Here is a 23,915-nt window from a genome sequence, read left to right as displayed (position 1 = left end):
ATATGATGCCGCAATTTCGGATGAGATGTAAAAAATATAAAATAAAAAAGACTTAAGCAATTTGCTAAGTCTTATAATTATCTGGTGCCGAAGGCCGGACTCGAACCGGCACGTGGGGTACACGTCTGATTTTGAGTCAGGTGCGTCTGCCAATTCCGCCACTTCGGCACGCTTATGATGTTTGGTATTCAGAGATTGTTTACCAGACAAGAAGTATAATAACATGTTAAGTAGAGTCGTGTCAACTGTTTTTTTGAAAATAACAATCATTTTATCTATTTTAAGTGAGAATGATTAAATTTATGTATAACAGTGAAATTGTAGGGGATAATTGTATCGTGCGTTTACAAAAAAGGAGGAATAGTCGGATGGCAACTAAGATGGGAAAATTACCAGTGAAGAAAGTTCTTTTAAATAGCGAAACAATGAGCGACGAGGGAGAATTTGAATTTATTATTGACTGTGAGTCTGTTTATTTTAATGCATTGTATGATAATGATGGTAGGTTACAATACTTAGATCAGTACTTTTATACGCAGCATCGTTCTCATGATGATATTGATAGTGCGATTGCTGAACAAGAATTTTTAAGTGTGGATCATAATGATTTTCCTGTAAAAAGCTATTTGTTAGCAAAAGAAGAAGAGGGTAATGAATGGATGCGTTTTCATGCTGTAGTACCTAAAGAAGTAAATCCTGACTATTTTCATCAAAAATATTTAGGAGAATAATTAGAAAAGAAAAATATTGTAGTTTATGCGGTATAGATAGTGGCAGTTTTGGCGGTTGAGTGGCCGCCTTTTTTTATGTTTGGATATTTTTCGTGTATAAGAGTTAATTTTAAATGTCGAAAAATGATTTAAAATGAAAAAAATAATAAAATGTAATAAAAAGGAAATTTTACAATAAAAGTAACAATAATTTGCTTTTATTAGCTCAAACATGTCGAATGTAAGGTGTGGAAGAGATAGAGGAAGGTAGAGGGCTGTTGATCACGTTAACAAGCCTCGACAAAAGTCTGTTAGTTAAATCCGAAATATGTCGCATTTTTACGAACGAAAAATGGTCTAATATAGCAGGAAATACCAAAAAATACAAGAATAATATCTATCACCTTAATAAATGAACGTTACAAAGGGGATAGGAAATATGCAATTATTAGAAGCTTCTCAGAATAAGTTATTGTATTTAACAAGAGAAGATGATTATAAAGAATGCTTTTCATCAACGAGCAATGGAATTATACATCTTGATAGTGAAATGAGAATGAAAAATTTGAATCGAGAAGCTGAACGAATATGTGGTGTTGTACGTACTTCTGTTCTGGGGCAAAGAATTGATATCGTACTAAAAAAACATGGTGAGGATTTTTTAAAGATCTTTAATCTTTCAGAATATAAAAAAGTTAAGACGACTAATTTTAAATTGAAACAGAAGGATCAGTTTATATATATTAATACTGATTCCTTACTACTGCTCGATTCGTGTGGTGAAGTCGATGGGCTGATTGTTATTTTGCAGGATGTAACGGCTGTGCGGGTTGCTATCAAGCAAATACAGACAACCCAGATGCTGATGTCACTTGGTGAACTGGCTGCTGGAGTGGCTCATCATGTCCGTACCCCCTTAACGACGATTAGTGGTTATCTTCAAATCATGTTAGGGCGACTGGAAGATGATCAATATACTGTACGTCGTGATATATTAGAAACTTTGTTAGATGAAGTATCCTATATCAACAGCGTAGTAAAAGAACTGATCTTATTTGCTAAACCGCCAGTAGAGAAGGAACCAGGAGTTGAAATTAATAAGTTGCTTGATGAAGCATTGCTTTTGACTTTTAAACAAATTGGTGGCGAAAAGATCAGTATAGAAAAGCAATTGGCAAAGCAACTTCCTACGATTACTGCTGATAAAAATTTGATAAAGCAGGCAGTGGTCAATATTATGCAAAATGCTATTGAATCTATGGCAGATGAAGGAATGCTCAGCATAAAGACATGGATAAATGGCGATTTGAATATGTTAGTTATTTCCATCAATGACACAGGGAGTGGAGTGGGGGCAGATATATTGGCGCGAGTATTTGAACCTTTTTATACCACAAAAGCCGATCGTATGGGACTTGGGCTGCCAATTGCCAACCGTATTATTGCTGAACATGGTGGATTTGTTAATGTGACTCCTGGTGAAATCAGCGGTACAAAAGTACATATTTACTTGCCGATTATTGATGATCGTATAAATCGATTAACAGTTGTACATCAACAAATTTTAAATTTGCAATAACGTAAGATTTGGTCGTTCTTAGGTGGAATTGCAAAGTGACTTATGTCCTGATTATATAAAAAAAGCACTATAAAATAAGACTTGGCTTGCGCCAAGTCTTATTTTATAATATCCTTTAAATTATCGAGGTTCGATAGGGATGAGAGATAACCTTAGATCGTGTCATACTCATATAGCATTCTTCATATATATTGATTGTTGTGTGAAATTTATATAAAGAAGGTATGCTTATGTTATTTTTTCTGAAAAAGATAATGTATTCGGTTTTGTTATTGTTGCTTTGTATGACAACTGGATATGCGCAATTGAAGGATGTTGCTTCGCCTGCCATTGTTATTAATCTTCCTAGCCGTATGTTGGAATTATATTCTGGTAATACTTTTATTAAAGAATATCCAGTAGCGATTGGAAAATCTTCGACACCTACGCCTCTTGGTAAGTTTACAGTGATTGATAAAGAGATAAATCCAGTATGGGTACCACCAGGCCGTGATTATAGTGTGCCATCGGGACCTGATAATCCCTTAGGATATCGCTGGATTGGTTTTGTAGAGTTATATGGGATTCATGGAAACAATGCACCTTGGTCCATTGGTCAGGCTGTATCAAATGGTTGTGTCCGTATGCTAGAAGAAAATGTTGAGGAATTATTTGAAATTGTACAATATGGTACACCAGTTAAAGTCACATATGATCGAATTAAGGTGAGAATTGACAATTATGGGCAGGCCACAGTAGGGATTTATCCTGATGTTTATGGGCGCAAAGCAGTGACGTTAGCAGAAGTAAATGAAAAAATGTCAGAAATGGGTTTGCGGGGAATGGCGAGTGATGCTTTTTTATTGGGAGTCATTCGCGAAGAAGCTGATAAACAGATACCTTTTGCTCAGGTGTATAAGATAAAGGTCAATGATACTTTATTAAATGAGTGGGCGGTAGCTATTGATAATATTCGATATGTCCCAGTATGGCCTGTCGCCAAGGCCTTAAAAAATAATGTTATTTTGGATGAAACAACCAAAATGGTATGGAATGATAAGCGTGCTGTTAACAGTATGGTGAAAAATGATATTGTATATATTAGTGAGGATAATATTCCAAAGTTATTTGGTGGAGAAATTCTTTTTAAATCAACTGAAAATTGTCTTGAAATTAACGTAGTAACGACAGTCGTTAATGGCAAAATCCTTGGCCGGGCGGCAGAGGTCATTGATGGTGTATTAGCTGTACCAGTTCTTGCCCTTTCTGATTCCTTAGGGAAAAAACTTACTTATGATGAGGTCAACCATATTTTCACTATACAAGAAAAAATCGTACCCGTTTTCTTGATCAATGATCAGCCTTATATACAGATCACCAAAATTAATGAATATTTTAACGCAGATGTATATTGGAATAAAGGAAAAAACAATATTGAAGTCACATATCCTAGCCAGTCAATATAGAATCGATTCCCTAAGTCTTACTATGAATAAATTTATACTTTAAAAAAATAATATAAAGGATTTATGTCTTTTTTAGCAAAATATAATAGAGCGTGTTAAACGTAAGCCATCTTTATGCAAAAAACGATGATGAAGAATATGTCAATCCGTTTAATTAAAGATGAACTTAGATAAATTCTTAAAGGTGGTGGGTGTATGGCCCGTAGATTTGTAATTATTGATGGAAGTAGTTTAGTACATAGAGCTTTTTATGCTTTACCCCTACTCACTACTGCAAATGGATTATATACCAATGCTGTATATGGTTTTACAACAATGATGGTAAAATTGTTAAGTGAGCTTAAACCAGATCTCATGGTCGTCGCTTTTGATAAAGGTAAGATTACTTTTCGAAATGAAGCATATGCTGAATATAAAGCACATCGGAAACCGACACCAGGAGAATTATCTCAACAATTTTCCTTAGTGAAGGAAGTTCTAGAGGCTCTTGGAATTACTGCTATTGAGCAAGCTGGTTATGAAGCTGATGATATTATCGGAACTCTCGCGGCTCAAGGCGGAAAAGCTGGTCATGAAGTCATTATTGTGACTGGAGATCGAGATGCGCTGCAACTCATTTCCCCTCATACGCGAGTCATGCTGACTAAAAAAGGTATCTCAGATATGGATGTATATGATCGACAAGCTTTTGAAGATAAATATGGTGTTACACCTGAGCAGCAAATCGATCTAAAAGGTCTCATGGGAGATGCTTCTGATAACATTCCTGGAGTCCCAGGAATTGGTGAAAAAACAGCAACAAAACTCATTATTGAGTATGGTACCATTGAAAATCTACTTGAAAATATTGAACATGTATCTGGCAAAAAAATCCAAGAAAATCTGCGTAATAATCGGGATATTGCTTTGTTGTCAAAAAAATTAGCAACAATCGTTTGTGATATGCCCCTTGAATTCGTAACAGAGAAGTTTGAATTTCACCCTGATGCTGAAAAGATGAAAGAACTATGTGTTAAATTTGAATTTAAAAGTTTACTTCTCAAGATTGACAGTATTTTTCCAGCAACTGAAATTCAATGTTTAAGTGAACCTGAAAGTTTACCACATGTTGAAATTTTAATGAAACATGATGAAATAATTAAAATAGTTAACAAAGTTCGACAGCTGGGAATCTTTGAATTTTATGCACTTGTGACTGGAAAAGTACCTGAGATGAGTATGCAAGGGTTAGCTGTTGTGGTAGATGGAAAAACGGTTTTTATTCCAGCTGATGGTGAAGCTTGGCAAGATGTTTTATCATTATTTGCTGATCAAACTGTTATGAAAATTACTCATGATGCAAAGAAAATTTATAGCACTTGTATTCATATGGGGACGAAATTGCAAGGGTTAGTCTTTGATACTGTCTTAGCTGCTTATTTACTAGACCCTACAGCCAGCGAATATACTCTTGCAAGGCTCAAAGAGCAGTATCTTGGTCAAGGTAGCCAATCACAATTTGAGAAAATGTCTCAAGAACCCTTGTTTGCAGTGTGGGCTGCTGAAGCCATTCATGCTCTCCATCCTATCTTACAACAAGGTCTAATTGATAATGAACTGAATCTGTTATTTGATGAAATCGAGCTTCCTTTGGTCGAAGTGTTGTCAGCTGTAGAAAATTATGGTATTAAAGTAGATGCTGATTATTTAAAAATCATGTCCGATGACCTTGGAGGGAAAATTGAAGCTTTACTCATTGAAATTTATCAATGTGCTGGTGAAAAATTTAATGTTAATTCTCCTAAACAATTGGGCGTTATTTTATTTGAAAAACTGAATCTGCCTGTCATCAAAAAGACTAAAACCGGATATTCGACGGATGTAGAAGTATTGGAAGCATTAGTCGGTCAGCATGAAATTATTGATAAAATACTAGAATATCGAATATTGACGAAATTAAAGTCTACTTATTTAGATGGTCTTGCTGCTTTGATTTGTCATAATACTGGTCGAATACATACTACTTTTAATCAAATGGTCACTGCGACTGGTCGGCTTAGCAGCTCCGAGCCTAATCTTCAAAATATCCCCATTCGGACAGAAGCCGGTCGAAAAATAAGGGAACTCTTCGTGCCTGGTGAAGGGTATGATTATATTATGTCGGCGGATTATTCTCAGATTGAACTGCGAATCTTGGCTGATATGTCAGGTGATGGAAATCTTGTGGAATCTTTTGCGCACAATCAAGATGTTCATACGCGTACTGCGGCCGAAGTATTTGAAGTATCCATGGATGAAGTCACTGCAGAGCTACGCTCAAGGGCTAAGGCTGTAAACTTTGGTATTATATACGGTATTAGTGATTATGGATTATCCCGGGATATTGGTGTGAGTCGTAAGGAAGCAGGCCAATATATTCACAATTATTTTCTTAAATATCATGGCGTCAAAGAATTTATCGATCGTGTTGTCGCCGAAGCCCATCAACAAGGATATGTGACGACCTTATTTGGGAGAAGGCGCTATTTGCCCGAAATCAATAGCAGTAATTTTAATCAACGGTCTTTTGCTGAAAGAACGGCAATGAATACTCCCATACAAGGGACGGCAGCGGATATTATAAAAAAAGCCATGATTGACGTACATCTTGCTTTGCAAAGTGAACAACTACAAAGTCGGGTTCTACTACAGGTTCACGATGAACTTGTATTAGAAGTACCTAAAGATGAAGTTGAGAAAGTTGGGAAACTTGTGCAAGAGGCAATGCAACAAAGTGTAAAATTGCAGGTTCCTCTCGTTGTCGATGTAAAATTCGGTAAAAATTGGGCGCAGGCTAAATAATAGAGAATGAACCAGGAGGTCAATTATGCCGGAAATGCCAGAAGTAGAAATCATCCGACGGACTCTTATCAAACAAGTGGCAGGACGAAGAATCAAAGAAGTGGAGTTTTTATTATCACGATTGGTGAAGTGGCCTTCGGCGGGTGAATTTCAGGCCGTGTTGACCGGTAAAAAAATCATCGATTTAACTCGACGTGGCAAATATCTGCTTTTTCATTTGGACGATCGCCAGATTATGGTCGTACATCTTAGAATGACTGGAAGATTGAGTTATGTGAGTCCTGGTATGGAGAGTGATAAATTTACTCGTATTATCTTTAAATTAGATAATGGGGATCGTCTCATTTATGGAGATACACGGACTCTAGGGACGTTGTATCTTCTGCCACCTGAAGAGCTATGGCGTATTTCTGGTCTTGCGACAATGGGACCTGAACCTTTGTCTGCGGATTTTTCATTGGAATATTTCACAGATATGCTAAAAAAACGTCATGGTAATATTAAGGCCGTTCTCTTAAATCAAAAATATATTGGTGGCTTAGGTAATATTTATGTAGATGAGAGCATGGCGATTGCTGCGATTCACCCTGAACGAATCGCTAGTAGCTTAGCAGATGATGAGATACAACGACTATTTGATGCCATTAATAAAGTCATTGCAGATGGTATAGCACATGGTGGTACTACTTTTAGAGACTATCGTGATGGCAATGGTAAGAAGGGCAGCCATCAAAATCATCTCGCAGTGTATGGACGAAAGATGGCTCCTTGTCTTACTTGTGGCACTCCGATTCTTTGGAAAACAATTGCTGGACGCGGTACGCATTTTTGTCCAGAGTGTCAAAAATAGCAATCAGGATAGAGTATGGTGGAGGAAATTTGATGTATACGATCGGGTTAACGGGGGGCATTGCAAGTGGCAAAAGTACTGTTAGTGCAATGCTAAGGAAACTTGGAGCTTATATCATTGATGCCGATGAAATTGCTCGAAAAATTGTCATGCCCAATGAACCTGCTTGGCATGATATCGTAGCACACTTTGGCAATGAAATTTTACTGCCTGACGGTAGGATTAATCGAGAAGTATTGGGGCAAAAAATTTTTAAAGATAAAGCTGAGCGTCAATGTTTAGAAAAAATAACACACCCTTACATTGAAAATGAAGTGCAAAAGAGCATTGCTCATGCTAAGTCCATTGGTGAGCAGGTTGTTGTTCTTGATGTACCCTTGTTATTTGAAGTTGGTTGGGGGAAGATGGTTGATAGGATTTGGGTGGTTTACGTAGAGAAAGAAGTCCAGTTATCTCGACTGATGGATCGCAATCACTTAACACGTCAACAAGCTCAGGAGCGAGTGGACGCTCAAATGAGTTTAGATGAAAAAGTTAAGCAAGCTGATGTCGTAATTAATAATAATTTGGATATTGAGCATGCAAGAATGCAGGTTGCTGCAGCGTGGCGAAAAATCGACTAGAAAGTATTGATCCATAGTAAATATAACGGAGTGATTTGTTTTGCACATTTTGGCCCGGATGAAAATCCTGGTAACTATTGGCTTTGTCCTTATGGTTGTTTACGGAATATATACCAGTGACTGGTTTCAGAAAAAATATTTATACCCTTTTCCGTATCAGGACATTATTTATCGTTATGCAATAGAAAAAGAACTTGATCCTTTTTTAATCGCTGGTGTCATGAAAGTTGAAAGTAAGTTTAATACGCGAGCACGATCACCAAAAGGTGCTTTAGGATTAATGCAGATGATGCCTGAAACAGCCACATGGGTAGCTGAACAGATGGACGATAGTGAATTTAGCATCGAGCAATTAGAACGTCCTGAAGTCAGTATTCGTATGGGAACATGGTACTTATCTTCGTTGAAAAAAGAATTTAAAGGTAATCAAGTGCTGATGCTCGCTGCATATAATGGTGGTCGTGGCAATGTAAAGCAATGGATGGAACGATATGAATGGAACATGTCCTTTGACGAGGTTGATAAAATACCTTTTTTAGAAACAAAGGAATATGTAGATAAAGTATTATACAGCAAGAAACGTTATCAAGAGTTATATGGCAGGTGAGGAGAGAGTTGTTTTGCAGCATATAAAAAAACAAAAACTAATAAAAACGATTATTTTTGGGTGTAAAAACAGTCTGCTTTTATGTTCGATGTTGATTATGATATTGCTAGTGGGTGGTTGCAGTTCCAATTCTCTACAAAGTCCTGCTAAACGTGAAATTAAGCAGGGGGGGCAGTTGGTATATGGTAGCCTGCAAGAGCCTGATACCTTAAACCCCCTGCTATCTGATTTAGTATCAACTGCTGAGGTAAGCAGCCTCATTTTTAGTGGGCTGGTCACAATGAATGATAAAGGTGAATGGATCCCTGATTTGGCTACTGAAGTTCCTACCTTGCAAAATGGCGGAATCAGTAGAGATGGTTTGACTATAACCTATAAACTTCGTTCTGGTGTTACGTGGCATGATGGTAAGGTTTTTAATGCAGATGATGTTAAGTTCACATGGCAAACCATTATGAATTCAAAGGTGAATGTAGTATCACGTGAAGGGTATGACAAAATCAAAGCAATTGATACTCCTGATCCATATACGGTTATTATAAGGTTCAAAGAATATTATCCATCTCATCTGGCATTATTTAATGCTATTTTACCTAAACATATTTTAGAAGTGGCTGGTGATATCAATAAAACTCCATTCAATCGCTCACCAATTGGTACAGGGCCTTTTAAATTCAAAGAATGGCGTTTAGCAGAGGCTGTTGTACTTGAAGGAAATGCTGCGTATTTCCGTGGTAAAACCAACCTAAATACGATTGTCTATAAAGTGATACCTGATAGTAATATTATGCTGATTCAATTAAAAGCTGGTGAAGTTGATGTTGTAGCAAATATTCCTTTTGCACAACTTGACCAAGTGAAAGATATTGATGGAATTGAAGCCGTTATTACGCCAAATATGATTTGGGAGCACTTGGATTTTAATTTGGATAACGCTTTATTTCAAGATGGGCGGGTACGCCAGGCCATTGCATTGGGGATTGATAAGCAAGGTCTTGTTGCCAATGTACTGAAAAATGCAGGGAGTCCAGCCGCGGGAGATCAATCGACCTTATCTTGGGCTTATAATCCAGGAATCAAACAAGAAACCCGTGATGTAAATGCAGCACGTGAACTTTTAGTACAGGCAGGATGGAAACTTGGTGATGGCGGGATTTTTACCAAAGATGGTAGTAAACTGGCATTTTCGTTAGCATTTCCTACGGGGAATCGATCGCGAGAGATTGCTGCCAGTGTGATCGTGCAGCAATTAAAAGAAATAGGGGTTGCTGTAGAGTTAAGACCTGTTGATGAAAAAGTATTTTTTGCAGAAGTATTAAAAAATCGAGGATTCCAAACAGCTCTATATGCGTGGGTAGCTGGCATTGAGCCCAATAGTTTGAATTTGTGGCATTCTAAGAAAATTCCTAGCCGGACCAATGGGTATGATGGACAAAATTATTCAGGGTGGAGAAATCCTGAAATTGATGCGCTAACAGAGCAAGGAGCACGTCTGATTGATGTTGAGGGGCGTAAGCAAATCTATTATCGCATCCAAGATCTCATTGTCCAAGAACATCCAGTGATACCTTTGTATTTTAGAAGTAACATTGATGCAGTGAGAAAAACTGTGGCCAATTATCATTCAAATCCAACGCCAGCAGGCAATCTTTGGAATGCATGGCAATGGGGATTAATGTCCAAATAATATTATTTGTTATTTATTATGTAAAAATGCTTGACGAACATTCTGACATATGGTAATATAGATCTTGTCGCTGATGAATTGTACGAACGCGGTCGTGGCGGAACGGCAGACGCGCTAGATTCAGGTTCTAGTGAGGGAAACTTCGTGGAGGTTCAAGTCCTCTCGACCGCACCAAGCTTTACCTAGTGACAACCAAAGAATATGCCAAGCATATTTACACAATGCGGTAGTGGCGGAACGGCAGACGCACCAGCTTGAGGGGCTGGCGGGGGCAACCTCGTGATGGTTCAAATCCATTCTACCGCACCAATTCAATATTGATAGACTTACAGGCTTTTTGCTTGTAGGTCTTTTTTGTTGTTTAAATCCTGATAAAAAATGGCTGTAAATATCCAAAGTAGTGTTAATCATAAGAAATTCGTTTTAAAACTTCAATTCGATTATTGGGTTCTATACTAAATGTTGAGGTATGCCAGTTGCTAGAATTGGTCACCCCAACATTTAGTATAGAGCTGTTAATGCTACAGGATGCTTCTAAATTGAGTCTTCTGGCATGACCAAATTGTTTAAAGATATGAAGCTTGAAGAATACTCTGACATGATACCGCTTGTTGCCTTGTATCGACCCGGTTGTTTACAAGCCGGGATGGTTGATGTATTGTCAAAGAATTAGACATCTAAGAGAAAAGCCTCGCTTAACGCAAACAGAAATAGCTAATAAAATAGGTATTTCACAAAGTGCTTACAAACGCTATGAGCAAAATGAAATTAAACGGTACTCAGAGACAACTCTTGATAATTTGGCAAAAGCTCTTGAGACCACCACCGAATTTATCCTTGGTGAAGAAGGGCAGCATGACAAGTTCGAGCATGTTCCACCGGAATTTCTTAAATGGATTGCTACCGAGGAATCAATGGCGTATATTATGGAAGCTTTTATTAAGTTTCAGTAGGCTAAATATGCTAAGTTTGCTAAGAAATAAACAAAGAAGTTTAAAGGTAATTAAATAAGTATGCATTGTATTTGCTTAAACTTAGTTTAAGCGATTTTTTTTGTCGATTATTGGTGTTTTTGCAAATGAACAAATAAATATGAAGAATTTGGAGGAATTTGTGTAAAAGTATGGAAGGATAAAGAAATATCACTTCCTCTTAGATGCGAAAAATAGCAAGTCCATTATATTTTTAATGTTTTAGTATTGACATACTAAAACATTAAAAATATAATGAAAAATGTAGGATGCAAGAAATCCTGAGAGGAGAATTATCTTGAAATTAAAAATAGATCTGGCCTTAAATAAAATGTATCAAAGACAAATTACTTCAAGAGAGCAACTGTTAAATGAAATGCTCAGAGTTAAATTAACAGTAGAAAGGCTAGATAATCGGTTACATATCGCAGATGATAAAGAAAAATTATTTCAGTTTATGAAACAAGAAACAGAAAGTGAACTAGGCTTTTTTCCTGCAGATCGAGATGATTTTATCGAATTTTTTGAAGCACTAAAAGAGATTGACCTCATCGGGTTCGCTCTTGAAATATTTAAAAATGATCGAATGGGTACTGTTATTACGCCAGTATATTTGACAAATTTTATAAAGAGTAAAGTGAGAGACTGCATTCCGCAAAAGGTGTTGATTACTGAGGCTGAAAAACATTTAGCTGGTTTGAAAGCACTGATTGATCACTTTCCACATTCAAAAATTACTCTTACAACCCAGTTGAAGCCGATGGCTTTATTGCTGAAATTGGGGTTTATGGATTGCCAAAATGTGAAAATTGTATTTGAATCAATCTATACAGATTTTTTGCTAGATGAAAAATTTGATTATATTTTATCGTTTCCTTCTTTTGGATATAAACCAGACGAACTAGGTGGACAATTTTTTACCAGAGACAGTGATGGCATAGGGATGGAAAATATGCTGAAGCATCTGCAGAAAGAGGGAACATTGGATATCATTCTTCCTGCTAAGATTACTTTTGCTAGTATGGGGTTTGAAAAGTTACGAGCTCATATAAACGAAAATTATAATATAGAAAGAATTTTCATTTTACCAGAGGGAACCTTCAGACCCGTGACAGCCATTAAAACCTATCTCTTTACGATTAAGGATACAATACTACGGGGTACTCAAATAGGGACTTTGCAAATGAACAGAGATGTACTCGAAGTAGCCGACAATGATAAGTGGGTACCCCCACTGTCTCACGAGGACTGGAGAATTGAGTTACTGCTCTCTGATGATGATGAGAATATGCAAAAGTTCAAAAACTCTAATCTAGAGAAAATGAAATTGAAAGACGTAGCAGAAGTATTTAGAGGTAAGTCGATTCTCAAAAAGGATACAACCATTGGCAATATATCGGTACTAAACATCTCAAACATTGAAAATGGCGAAATTAATTACTCATGTTTGGATACCATCGAAGAAGATGAGCGCAAAATCAAACGATATGAACTTGCTGAAGGTGATGTTGTCCTCTCTTGCAGGGGAACAGCCATTAAGTCGGCTGTATTCCAAAAGCAAGATAAAGTGATAATTGCTTCGGCGAATGTAATTATCATAAGACCTAAGGTTCAAGTTCTTGGCAAGTATATTAAGATGTTTTTAGAAAGTCCGATTGGTATGGCAATGATTAAAAGTTTCCAACGAGGCACAACGATCATGAATATCAATCACTCCGATATTATGGAGATGGAAATCCCTATAATACCAATCAATGAGCAAGAGAAAATGATCAATAGCTATAATGAGGAGCTAAGTATTTATAAAGCCACCATCAGTCAGGCTGAAAATCGATGGGGAAATATAAAAAATAATATTTATAATAAATTAATTTAGGAGGGTCAATCATGGCTGTAAATTTAGAGTTTGAAAACAAATTATGGGAAATGGCAGATAAATTAAGAGGTAATCTTCAGCCATCAGATTATAAGGATGTTATTTTAGGTTTGATATTTTTAAAATACATCTCAGATAGTTTTGAAGAAAAGTTCAATGACTTGGTTGCTGATGGTGAAGGTTTTGAAGAAGATCGGGATGCTTATGTTGAGGATAACATTTTCTTTGTGCCACCAAGTGCCAGATGGGAATTTATAAAGAAAAGTGCTAAGCAAAGCGCAATTGGTCAAATTATTGATGAAGCCATGATTGCCATTGAACGAGAAAATAAAAATCTAAAAGGTGTTTTGCCAAAAAACTATGCTCGTCCAGAATTGGACAAAACCAAGCTAGGAGAATTGATCGACTTATTCTCGTTTAATTTAGGAGATAAGAAAGCAAAAGCACAGGATATTCTCGGTAGAGTTTATGAATATTTCTTAGGTAAATTTGGTTCAAGTGAAGGCGAGTTTTATACTCCGCCGACAATTGTTAAACTTCTTGTTGGTATGATTGAACCTTATAAAGGCAGGGTATATGATCCTTGTTGCGGTTCAGGGGGGATGTTTGTCCAATCCCAACGCTTTGTTGAGGAGCATCAAGGGGCAAAAGATAATATTCACGTCTTCGGTCAAGAGTATACAGCTACCACTTGGAGACTGTGTAAAATGAACCTTGCAATTCGTGGTATCGATGGGAACTTGGGCGAAAGAGATGCAGATACCTTCGGTAATGATCTGCACAAAAATTTAAGAGCCGATTATATTTTGGCAAATCCACCATTTAACGTCAGCGATTATACCTTGATACAAGATGATGTTCGCTGGAAATATGGTCTGCCACCACAAAACAATGCCAACTATGCTTGGATCGAGCACATTATTAGCAAGTTATCTCCTAACGGAATTGCTGGATTTGTATTGGCGAATGGTTCTATGAGTACATCAACAAAGCAAGAAACTGAAATTAGAAAAAATATTATTGAAGCTGGATTAGTGGACTGTATTATTACCATGCCACCGAACCTTTTTTATAATGTAACAATTCCCGTTTGTCTCTGGTTTATTTCTAAGAAAAGAGAAAATCGCAAGGATAAAATACTATTTATTGATGCTCGAAAAATGGGAACGATGATTACTCGTAAGCATAGGACGTTATCTGATGAGGAAATTAAGCAGATATATGATACATATCATAATTGGCGGGATGAAAATGGATATGAAGATATACAGGGATTCTGTAAATCAGCTAATATTGAAGAAGTTAGAGGACACGAATATATTTTAACCCCAGGCAGATATGTCGGCATTGAAGAAATAGAAGATGATGGCGAGCCTTTTGATGAAAAGATGACAAGGCTTACTGGTGAGCTTAGTGAAATGTTTGTTAAGTCCCATAAACTAGAGGAAGAAATCAAGCAGCGATTGGGGGCAATTGGGTATGAGTTTTAGTGAGTGGAAAGAAGTTAAACTGTGGGAAGTTTGTTCCAAAATAGGAAGTGGAGCAACTCCAACAGGGGGAGCGAATGCCTACTGCGACAATGGGATTTCATTAATCAGAAGTCAAAATGTATTAGATTTAAATTTTTCAAATAATGGATTAGTTTATATAAATGAGATACAAGCAAAAAAACTTAATAATGTGACTCTTGAGGAAGGTGATGTGCTGTTAAATATTACAGGCGATTCTGTTGCAAGAAGCTGTATTGTTCCAAAAGAAATGCTGCCTGCAAGAGTCAATCAACATGTAGCTATTATAAGAGGGAGTCAAAATCAAGTTTATAATAAGTATATTTTATATTATTTACAGAATAACAAAACATATCTATTATCTATTGCTGGAATAGGTGGAACAAGAAATGCACTAACAAAAAAAATGATTGAAAATTTAAATATAACACTTCCATTCCTGTGTGAACAAAAAGCCATTGCCGACACGCTATCCTGCCTCGATGAAAAAATCGAACTCAACAACCGCATCAACAAAACTCTGGAAGAAATGGCGCAGGCTATTTTCAAAAGCTGGTTTGTGGATTTTGAGCCTTTTCAAGATGGCGAGTTTGAGGACAGTGAGTTAGGGAAGATACCTAAGGGTTGGAGCGTTAGAACAATTGACAAATTTACTTTAGATATGAAAAGTGGTGGAACTCCAAGTAGAAAAACTAAAGAATATTGGAATAGTAATGACGTGCCTTGGATTAAAACAGGTGAAATTAGCAATGCACCTATAATTTCAAATAAAGAATTTATTTCATTCGAAGGGTTAAAGAATAGTTCGGCGAGATTATTGCCATATAATGCTGTGCTAGTGGCCATGTATGGTGCGACGGCTGGAAAAGTTGGGCTTTTACGTTTTGAAGCAAGTACAAATCAGGCGTGTTGCGCTATGATTTGTGATGGTGCTAATAAATCGATTTATTTATATTTATGGCTATTGTACAATCAGATCTATATCGAAGGTTTAGCTGTTGGTGCAGCACAACAAAATTTGAGTAAAGATACTATTTCAAAAATAAATATTGTAATACCACCAGATGATATATTAAATTCTATGTTGTTTGATGAATTGTTTATGAAAATTGAAAATAATCTTATTCAAAATCAAACTCTTACCACTATGCGTGACTCACTACTTCCAAAATTAATGTCAGGCGAAATAAGAGTTCCCATACAGGAGGTGCAATAAATGGCTAAGAATAATTTCTGCGAGTCTCATCTTGAAGAAGCTACCCTTGAATGGTTTGAAGAATTAGGCTATGAAATTATCTTTGCTCCTGATATTGCCCCCGATGGTGAATATGCTGAACGGGAAGATTACTGCGATGTTATTCTTGGAGAACGAATCAAAGAAGCTCTAGGGCGCATTAATCCTAAACTACCTACAAGTGCCATTGAAGATGCTTATCGGCAAATCGCAGTACCTAACAGTCCAAGCCTACTCATAAATAACAAGGCTTTCCAAAAGATGATTACGGATGGTATTGACGTACAGGTCAAGCAATTTGACGCTAGTTATCGCACCGAGAAAGCCTATGTATTTGACTTTGAAAAACCGCTGAATAATGATTTTATGGTAGCGAACCAATTTACTATTAACGAACATGGCGTGGAAAAACGACCGGATGTAATTGTTTTTGTTAATGGTATTCCTCTAGTTGTCATTGAACTGAAAAGTGCCAGTGATGAAAATGTAGACATAACTGATGCCTACAATCAGCTGCAAACATATAAAATGGCGATCCCTTCCCTTTTTACATATAACTCATTCATGGTAACTAGCGACGGAATCAATGCTAGAGCAGGAACTATTACTTCTGATGAGGATCGATTTATGGCATGGCGGACGATTGATGGCGAAGGCGTTGCACCCAATACAATTCCACAATTAGAAGTACTCATTAAGGGAATGTTTGAACGAGAGCGTTTCCTAGACATTATCAAACAGTTTGTATTATTCCAAAGTGATGGTAAGGACACCTTCAAAATCCTTGCTGGTTATCATCAATATCACGCTGTTAATAAAGCAGTGGAGAGTACCGAACGTGCTACTATGGACGATGGTGATAGGCGCATTGGTGTTGTTTGGCATACTCAAGGATCAGGAAAATCCCTTTCCATGGTTTTTTACACGGCAAAACTTGTTATCAGTGAGGAACTAGAGAATCCGACTATTGTAGTCATCACTGATAGAAATGATCTTGATGATCAACTTTTTGGTACATTTTTAAAGTGTAAGGATCTTCTGCGTAGCATTCCAGTGCAAGCAGCTGACAGAGGGAATTTACGGGAGCTACTGAATAATCGTACCAGTGGAGGTATTATTTTTACTACCATTCATAAGTTTGCTCCAGAGGAGAAAGGTGATAGTGCACCTGTATTAACAAATCGTAAAAACGTCATTGTAATGGCAGATGAAGCCCACCGGAGTCAATATGGATTTGGTGCAGATGTTGTTAAAAACGATGATGCAGCCGATGTGAAATATGGCTATGCCAAATATATGCGTGATAGTTTGCCGCATGCTTCCTATATTGGCTTTACTGGTACACCTGTAGAACTCACAGATAAGAATACTCGTGCGGTATTTGGTGATTATATTGATGTTTATGATATGACACGAGCTGTGGAAGATGGAACGACAGTTAAAATATTCTATGAAAGTCGCATTGCCAAGCTAGAGCTTCCTGATGATCTAAAACCTCAAATTGATAGTGAATATGATGATATTACTGAATATCAAGAGTATAGCCAAAAAGAACAGCTCAAGAGCAAATGGGCTAGGCTTGAGGCTATCGTGGGTGCAAGTGAGCGTGTGAAACTGATTGCTAAAGATATCGTAGAGCATTTTGAAAAACGTGAACAGGCTCAAGAAACAGAAGGCGGTAAAGCCATGATTGTTGCTATGAGTAGGAGGATTGCCATTGATCTCTACAAAGAGATTATAGCCCTTCGACCTGGCTGGCACAGTGATGACTTGATGAGTGGGAAAATCAAAATAGTTATGACAGGTAGCTCCTCTGATCCTGTTGATTGGCAACCGTTTATTGGGACAAAAGCGAATCGTGAAACCATGGCTAAACGGATGAAAGACAAACAGGATGAATTACAACTAGTTATCGTTCGTGATATGTGGCTTACTGGTTTTGATGTGCCGAGTATGCATACCATGTATATTGATAAGCCAATGCAAGGACATAATCTAATGCAAGCTATTGCGAGGGTTAACCGCGTATTTAAAGAAAAACAGGGTGGACTCATTGTTGACTATATCGGCATTGCGGAAAATCTAAAACAAGCCCTTTCCCAATATACAGAAAGTGACAAAAAAACCACTGGTGTTGACGCTGATATGGCTGCACAAGTACTTTTAGAAAAACACGATCTGATCAAAGAGTTGTTACATAATCATGACTATCGCAAATTTTTTAAAGGTAAGCCTAGTGAAAAGATGCAAGCGATTGTGGAAACCATGGACTTTATTATTGAATTTCGTGATCAAAGGAAAAATGACTACATTACTTTAGTAACAGAACTAACAAGAGCCTATTCTCTATGTGCAACGACTGAGATTGCGGAACGATTAAATATTGAAGTTGGCTTTCATAAGGCAGTTAAAGCCAGCCTTGTTAAGATTATTAGTGATGATAACAAAAAGAAAACAACGGCTCAACTTGATAGTGAGCTAAACCAGTTGATTTCAAAATCGATATCTTCCAATGAAGTCGTTGATATTTTAGGTTCTGTAGGTCTTACCAAACCTAATCTTGCGATCCTTTCTGATGAGTTTCTTAAAGAAGTCAAGGGAATGAAACAGAAGAACTTAGCAGTAGAACTATTGAACAGACTGTTAAAGGGTAATATCAAGAGCTTTTCGAAGCGCAACTTGGTACAATCTAAAAAATTCTCGGAGTTATTAGAAGCTGCTATCAGGAAATATCAGAATCGCGCCATCGAAACGACTCAAGTTATTATGGAGCTAATTGCCCTTGCCAAAGAAATCAGCGAAGCTGAAAAACGCGGTGAAAGCACAGGATTAACCCCTGATGAGTTAGCCTTTTATGATGCACTATCTGATAATGAATCTGCAAAAGAAATCATGGGCGAAGATATATTGAAACAGATAGCCCGGGATTTAACCGTTTCGATTAAGAATAACATCAGCGTAGATTGGGCCATCCGCGAGAATGTGCAGGCTAAAATGAAAATGACGATTAAACGCCTACTAAAAAAATACGGCTATCCACCAGATAAAACAGCAAAAGCAGTAGACATCGTCATGGAACAGACTAAACTGATGTGTCAGAATGAGAGTAACGAGTATCGGTATCAGCCAATAAAAAGTGAAAAGTTGAAGGTGGCTGAAGAGTAGGGATAAAAAGTAGATGGAGGGATTGTTGTGACAGTATTATTTTGTTTAGTCGGTTGGATGGATTACTATCAGGGGCTTGCTAATGGTGATCGTATTCGAGGTGGCGGTTCATATGTAGATGATAATAATACTGGATCAGAAATTCATAATTTTTCTATTGAAACGATTGTGGAAGAGCCTTATTTTCCTTCTGATAAAGATGATGGCTATGTAGATGTTTGCCAAGGTTTTGTCATGTGTCAAAGTCAGATTAGAATAGAAAACTTAGGTGCATCAAAACAAGATGATTGGATTGATGGAATAACGGTAGTGTGGCTCGCTAGAGATCCCGATCATGGTAAGGTATATATCGTTGGCTGGTATAAAAATGCTAGAGTCTACCGTCATTGGAAGGAACCAGACCTTGATACGGACAGAGGTTATGATGACTGCTATTATAATATTCAAGCAAGAGCTGTTGATTGTACCTTATTGCCATATCGGCAGAGAAGATTCCACATTCCTAAAGCATCATCTACGACATCTGGGGGTATCGGGCGGTCTAATGTTTGGTTTGCGTCAGATAAAAAGAATGAAGACATTGTTAGAGGTGTGCTGAATTATATTGAACGATATGAGGCAGATAATAAATCGGTAGCGATGTAAGCGATTTTAGTGGAATTAGTATGACGGGATTAAATATTGAATAATATTAGGTTCCGTTGCCAAGATGGTTGTTATGTTGAAATTTATTAGAGAAATAGGGAAGGGGTAAATATCAAGTGTTTGAGATTCTTATAGATACCTGTGTATGGCTTGATCTCGCTAAGAATTACCAGCAACGGGATCTTCTAGCTATGCTAGAAGAATTTATTCGACGGGGAGATATAGCACTTATTTTGCCTCGTACCGTGGTCGATGAATTTGCTCGCAATAAAGTGCGTATTATCGAGGAAAGTAGCCGTAGTCTGTCTAGTACCTTAAAACGTGTCAAAGAAGTTGTGGAAGTATTTGGCGACCCTGAGCAGAAGAAAATAGTGTTGTCGCAACTTAATGATGTTGATCATCGGCTTCCAACCTTAGGTGAGGCGGCTGTGGATACGGTCAGTCGGATCGAAAAGTTATTCGAATGCACGCCTATTATCGAAATTTCTGATTCTGTGAAGCTACGCGCAGCGCAGCGTGCCATTGATAAGCGCGCTCCTTTTCACAAACAACGAAATAGTATCGGGGATGCCATTCTGATTGAGGTATATACAGATGTGAAGGGAGCGCAAGCCGCGAGTGGAAATCATTTTGCATTTATTTCGCATAATACTAGTGATTTTAGCCATCCAAGTGCCAATCAAAAACTGCCACATCCAGATATAGCAGATTGTTTTTCACGGGCGAAGTCATTTTACTTTATTAATTTGAGCGAAGCGTTACAACACATTCAGCCAGAAGAATTTAATAATCTGATGAGTGAGCAAGAATGGGTTGAAGAACCCAGGGGGCTTACGCAAATTGTAGATACAATCGACGAACTAGTAAACAAAGTTTGGTATAATCGCCATCAAGTTACACGGCAACTAATTGAGCGGGGTAAAGTCAAGATTGTTGAGAAGGAAACCTTTCCAGTCAAAGATCACACGCGGCGACCTATTCAACGTGACATATGGGAGGGGGCACTCAAGTCAGCGGAAAAGGTTGAAAAGAAATATGGGTTAGAAAATCTTGGTCCATGGGATGATTTTGAATGGGGAATGATTAACGGTAAACTTTCCGCGCTACGCTGGATTCTAGGCGAAGAGTGGGATATGCTGGATACATGAATAGTCTGGTTTAATAGACTTATCACGGTAAAATATTCAATATCTGACTGTTTTTATATCATAAATACAGTCAGAAAGGAGTAAAGTATGAATAGTCAAGAAGTTGCGAAAATATATAAAGAAATTTTAAACAGCAATAATGGAACACAGATTATTAGATTTGATTTACATATACATTCTCCAGCTTCTTCTGATTATGATAAGAACAATAAAAATGAAGAAAACTGCTACTTATCAATTCTAAATGAAGTTTTAGAACATGATTTGAAAATTATTGCAATAACAGACCATAATACTTTTGAAGGATATAATCAAATTAAAAAAATTAAAGAACAGTACGATAAATACAGCGAGTTACTTATTTTATGTGGAATAGAGATAACTTGCTTTTCAAAACATTTATTGGCTATTTTTAATGATGATTTTCGAGAAGATCAACAAAATGACTTTTTGAAGAAAATAGGATTTGCTAATGGTGAAGAAATGGCTGATTTATATGGACCAGCAAAATTAATAGATATTATTGGAGAATTTGGCGGCTTTGCATTATTAGCACATGCAGATGCGGAAGCTGGATTTCTATTGTCTTTATGTAAAAAGGGTAAATCAGAATTAGAGTTTTCAGGACAATCTTTAGCTAAAATACTGCAATCTAAGTTTCTTTATGGAATTCAAATTGTAAATGATTATAATAAAAAAATAATTAGAGAAAAATTTGGAAATTATACTTATAAACAAGCTGGAGAGCGGCTAGGTTTTTATAAGTTTTCCGATTCACATGGACTCACTATTAACAATCAATATGTTGCCAAGAGTGGAAAGGCTATAGGACAGGCCTTTTCTTTGGCTAAATTATCAAGTATATCCTTTGACGCTTTGAAAATGGCATTAAAAGATCACACAATGAGAATTATAGAAAATGAAGAAGAGAAAAACTATCCATAGATTATTGGAGCTGCTATCGACAGTGAATTTTTGGGAAAAAATTATTGTAATCAGTACACTTTGATTTCTTTTCATCCTGAAATGAATTGTATTATTGGGGGAAGAGGAACGGGAAAATCAACTATATTACAAATTATTCTACATATTCTTAAATTTGGAACAGATGAAGAATTTGATCATATAAAAGATAGATTTTCAGAAGCTATAATTTATATTCGATACAAAGGTCAAAATTATGCTATCTATTATAACTTTAAGTTAGAAATAGATAGTTATGTAAATGGTCAGTACAAAAATGCGTCGAAATTTAAAATATATATTCAAAAAGGAAATAACGGATATAAGTTTCAATTAGCAGATGTTGCTGAAAAAAGTGCCTTACTCCTTTTTATTGGAACGGGATATATGCAAGGTGACCTATCGAAATTTCAAAGAGACCCGAATAATATACTTTCTATCGTAGAAGAGTTTTTAAAGTGGAAAAAGAATAAAGAATATAAGAAAAATCAATTAATGATCTCAGCTAATATTGGAAAAATAAAAGAAATTATGGTGGAGTATGAAGATAAAAGAGATGTAAAAGATTTAAAAACATTTTTAATAGATGAAGATTATCTTCAGGAAATAATTTTATATCATAATATTATATCGAAGGCAAAAGATAATGAATTTATTTTATATAAAAATATGATAGATGAACTCAATGGGCTGTTAAGGGGGAAGGTCAAACTACATTTGAAAAAAGGCATAAAGAATGACAGTCGAGAAGCATTACTAAAGTATTTTCCTCAAGAAATCATACGGGAAAAAGGTAAATACTATGCTTACCAAGTCAAAGTTAGAAAGCTATTAGAAAGAGTGATAGAATTTATAAGTGTAAAATCCCAATTTGATTTTTTTATTCTTTTGTTTGATAGAAAAATAGAAAAAGTTATAAAAGATTATAATTTATCTTCGGTAGAGGATATAGAAAATATATTAAATGATATTAGTCGATGTATTTCACCAGATGAATTGTGTATAGTTACAGATTTAGAAATTGAAATGGAATATAACATACATGCTGGCAATAAGGAGTATCCTGAACTATTTAAAAATTCACAACGAATTTCGATGGGACAAAATTCGGTGGCTCTATTATTGTTGATTTTAAATGTAGCACATAATTTGGGAGATAATAGGACGCTATTAATGGATCAACCAGAAGATGATTTAGATAATAATTATATTTTTAATACATTAGTTAGCGAGTTTAGAAAATCAAAAGCAATTAGACAAATTATTATATCAACGCATAATGCAAATATACCAGTCGCTTCAGATTCTGAGAATATTTTAGTTTTAAAATATGATGGTCAATATGGTTGTATAGAGGTTAATGGTTCACTAGATAATGATAATATCGTAAAAGAAGTTTTAAATAATTTAGAAGGTGGAAGTGAAGCGATAAAACTGAGATTTGATAAATATAAGTTGTTTAATGAGTTTTAAGTATTGAGCTTTGTGTGAAGAATTATATATGGATGATGCCTCCTTGAAAGTTGATGTGTGGTATAATATTATTTATGGTGCATGATTTGGTGAATTGGTACCACCCAAAAATACACCAACACATTTGGAGACACTATGGAGACACAATATATTTTTTATCGATTGAATATTTTTGGTAGTTATAATGGTATGCGAGATGAGAATAATAACGCATAAGGCGTGCGATGATATTTTGCTTAGCTTAAGACCCCATTCTGCACGAGTTTTTATGACTTGTATAATATGGTAAAAGCTCTTTCGTAGACTTGAGGGGCTGGCGGGGGCAACCTCGTGATGGTTCAAATCCATTCTACCGCACCATTCTTAAATGATAAGACTTATGAGCATTTTGCTTGTAGGTCTTTTTTGCTGTTTATGGGCGGTGAAATAGGGGGGATAGTATCTCCACTTATTAGGTCGATTAATTTGTTTGTGAATTTGAATTGAAATATTATCCATTAGATAGGTTGGCAAGCCTAAAGGAATGCGTGTTAGTAGTATGTAGCCGCTATGTAATTAAATTACAAATAATATAGGTTTGTGCAATAGAATAATAGTTCTATTGTATGCGT

The 23,915-nt window shown here is 36.4% G+C and carries 18 protein-coding genes and 3 tRNA genes; 20 read left to right on the top strand and 1 reads right to left on the bottom strand.

What is annotated here, in order from left to right; all coding sequences use genetic code 11:
• Positions 1-82: 82 nt before the first annotated feature.
• Positions 83-168 (bottom strand) — tRNA-Leu (locus ACAN52_RS18155).
• A 200-nt stretch (positions 169-368) separates the two neighbouring features.
• On the opposite strand from ACAN52_RS18155, the gene ACAN52_RS18150 reads away from it, so the two are divergent.
• The 20 genes from ACAN52_RS18150 (at position 369) to ACAN52_RS18055 (ending at position 23,304) form a co-directional block, all read left to right on the top strand.
• The gene (locus ACAN52_RS18150) at positions 369-731 is read left to right on the top strand and encodes a hypothetical protein (protein WP_378956380.1); all 363 of its coding nucleotides are present in this window, start codon (positions 369-371) and stop codon (positions 729-731) included.
• A 418-nt stretch (positions 732-1,149) separates the two neighbouring features.
• Entirely contained in the window at positions 1,150-2,289 is a 1,140-nt protein-coding gene (locus ACAN52_RS18145; protein ID WP_378956379.1) for a nitrogen regulation protein NR(II), read from the top strand.
• Positions 2,290-2,519: 230 nt separating this feature from the next.
• On the top strand, positions 2,520-3,734 hold the full coding sequence (locus ACAN52_RS18140) for a L,D-transpeptidase family protein (RefSeq protein WP_378956378.1): 1,215 nt from the start codon (positions 2,520-2,522) through the stop codon (positions 3,732-3,734).
• Between the two features lie 195 nt (positions 3,735-3,929).
• The gene (gene polA / locus ACAN52_RS18135; protein ID WP_378956377.1) at positions 3,930-6,554 is read left to right on the top strand and encodes a DNA polymerase I; all 2,625 of its coding nucleotides are present in this window, start codon (positions 3,930-3,932) and stop codon (positions 6,552-6,554) included.
• 25 nt (positions 6,555-6,579) lie between these two features.
• Positions 6,580-7,404 (top strand): DNA-formamidopyrimidine glycosylase, encoded by an 825-nt coding sequence (gene mutM, locus ACAN52_RS18130; protein WP_378956376.1) that lies wholly within the window; start codon positions 6,580-6,582, stop codon positions 7,402-7,404.
• Between the two features lie 32 nt (positions 7,405-7,436).
• Positions 7,437-8,027, top strand: coding sequence for a dephospho-CoA kinase (gene coaE, locus ACAN52_RS18125; protein WP_378956375.1), 591 nt, complete (start codon positions 7,437-7,439; stop codon positions 8,025-8,027).
• A gap of 40 nt (positions 8,028-8,067) precedes the next feature.
• On the top strand, positions 8,068-8,634 hold the full coding sequence (locus ACAN52_RS18120; RefSeq protein WP_378956374.1) for a lytic transglycosylase domain-containing protein: 567 nt from the start codon (positions 8,068-8,070) through the stop codon (positions 8,632-8,634).
• Positions 8,635-8,647: 13 nt separating this feature from the next.
• On the top strand, positions 8,648-10,321 hold the full coding sequence (locus ACAN52_RS18115; protein WP_378956373.1) for a peptide ABC transporter substrate-binding protein: 1,674 nt from the start codon (positions 8,648-8,650) through the stop codon (positions 10,319-10,321).
• Between the two features lie 88 nt (positions 10,322-10,409).
• Positions 10,410-10,495 (top strand) — tRNA-Leu (locus tag ACAN52_RS18110).
• Positions 10,496-10,544: 49 nt separating this feature from the next.
• Positions 10,545-10,630 (top strand) — tRNA-Leu (locus ACAN52_RS18105).
• Positions 10,631-10,874: 244 nt separating this feature from the next.
• On the top strand, positions 10,875-10,994 hold the full coding sequence (locus ACAN52_RS18100) for a hypothetical protein (protein WP_378956372.1): 120 nt from the start codon (positions 10,875-10,877) through the stop codon (positions 10,992-10,994).
• The gene (locus ACAN52_RS18095) at positions 10,975-11,274 is read left to right on the top strand and encodes a helix-turn-helix domain-containing protein (RefSeq protein ID WP_378956371.1); all 300 of its coding nucleotides are present in this window, start codon (positions 10,975-10,977) and stop codon (positions 11,272-11,274) included. The genes ACAN52_RS18100 and ACAN52_RS18095 overlap by 20 nt, the downstream gene beginning before the upstream one ends.
• A 316-nt stretch (positions 11,275-11,590) precedes the next feature.
• Complete coding sequence (locus ACAN52_RS18090; RefSeq protein ID WP_378956370.1) at positions 11,591-13,168, top strand: restriction endonuclease subunit S; 1,578 nt, start codon at positions 11,591-11,593, stop codon at positions 13,166-13,168.
• Between the two features lie 11 nt (positions 13,169-13,179).
• Positions 13,180-14,658 (top strand): N-6 DNA methylase, encoded by a 1,479-nt coding sequence (locus ACAN52_RS18085; RefSeq protein WP_378956369.1) that lies wholly within the window; start codon positions 13,180-13,182, stop codon positions 14,656-14,658.
• Positions 14,648-15,892, top strand: a complete 1,245-nt coding sequence (locus ACAN52_RS18080) for a restriction endonuclease subunit S (protein WP_378956368.1) — start codon at positions 14,648-14,650, stop codon at positions 15,890-15,892. The genes ACAN52_RS18085 and ACAN52_RS18080 overlap by 11 nt, the downstream gene beginning before the upstream one ends.
• Entirely contained in the window at positions 15,893-19,075 is a 3,183-nt protein-coding gene (locus ACAN52_RS18075; protein WP_378956367.1) for a type I restriction endonuclease subunit R, read from the top strand.
• A 27-nt stretch (positions 19,076-19,102) separates the two neighbouring features.
• A complete protein-coding gene (locus ACAN52_RS18070; protein ID WP_378956365.1) occupies positions 19,103-19,720 on the top strand; it encodes a hypothetical protein in 618 nt (205 codons plus the stop codon).
• Positions 19,721-19,836: 116 nt separating this feature from the next.
• Positions 19,837-20,868: a PIN domain-containing protein gene (locus ACAN52_RS18065; protein WP_378956364.1), complete on the top strand. Its 1,032-nt coding sequence runs from the start codon at positions 19,837-19,839 to the stop codon at positions 20,866-20,868.
• An 87-nt stretch (positions 20,869-20,955) separates the two neighbouring features.
• Entirely contained in the window at positions 20,956-21,813 is an 858-nt protein-coding gene (locus ACAN52_RS18060) for a PHP domain-containing protein (protein WP_378956363.1), read from the top strand.
• Positions 21,814-21,843: 30 nt separating this feature from the next.
• The gene (locus ACAN52_RS18055) at positions 21,844-23,304 is read left to right on the top strand and encodes a hypothetical protein (protein ID WP_378956362.1); all 1,461 of its coding nucleotides are present in this window, start codon (positions 21,844-21,846) and stop codon (positions 23,302-23,304) included.
• The last annotated feature ends 611 nt before the right edge of the window (positions 23,305-23,915 follow it).

The organism is Pelosinus sp. sgz500959, from assembly GCF_042610375.1.
Lineage (GTDB): Bacteria > Bacillota > Negativicutes > DSM-13327 > DSM-13327 > CTSoil-075.
Note: the sequence above shows the minus strand (reverse complement) of the source record. Positions and strands in the feature narration are given on the sequence as shown.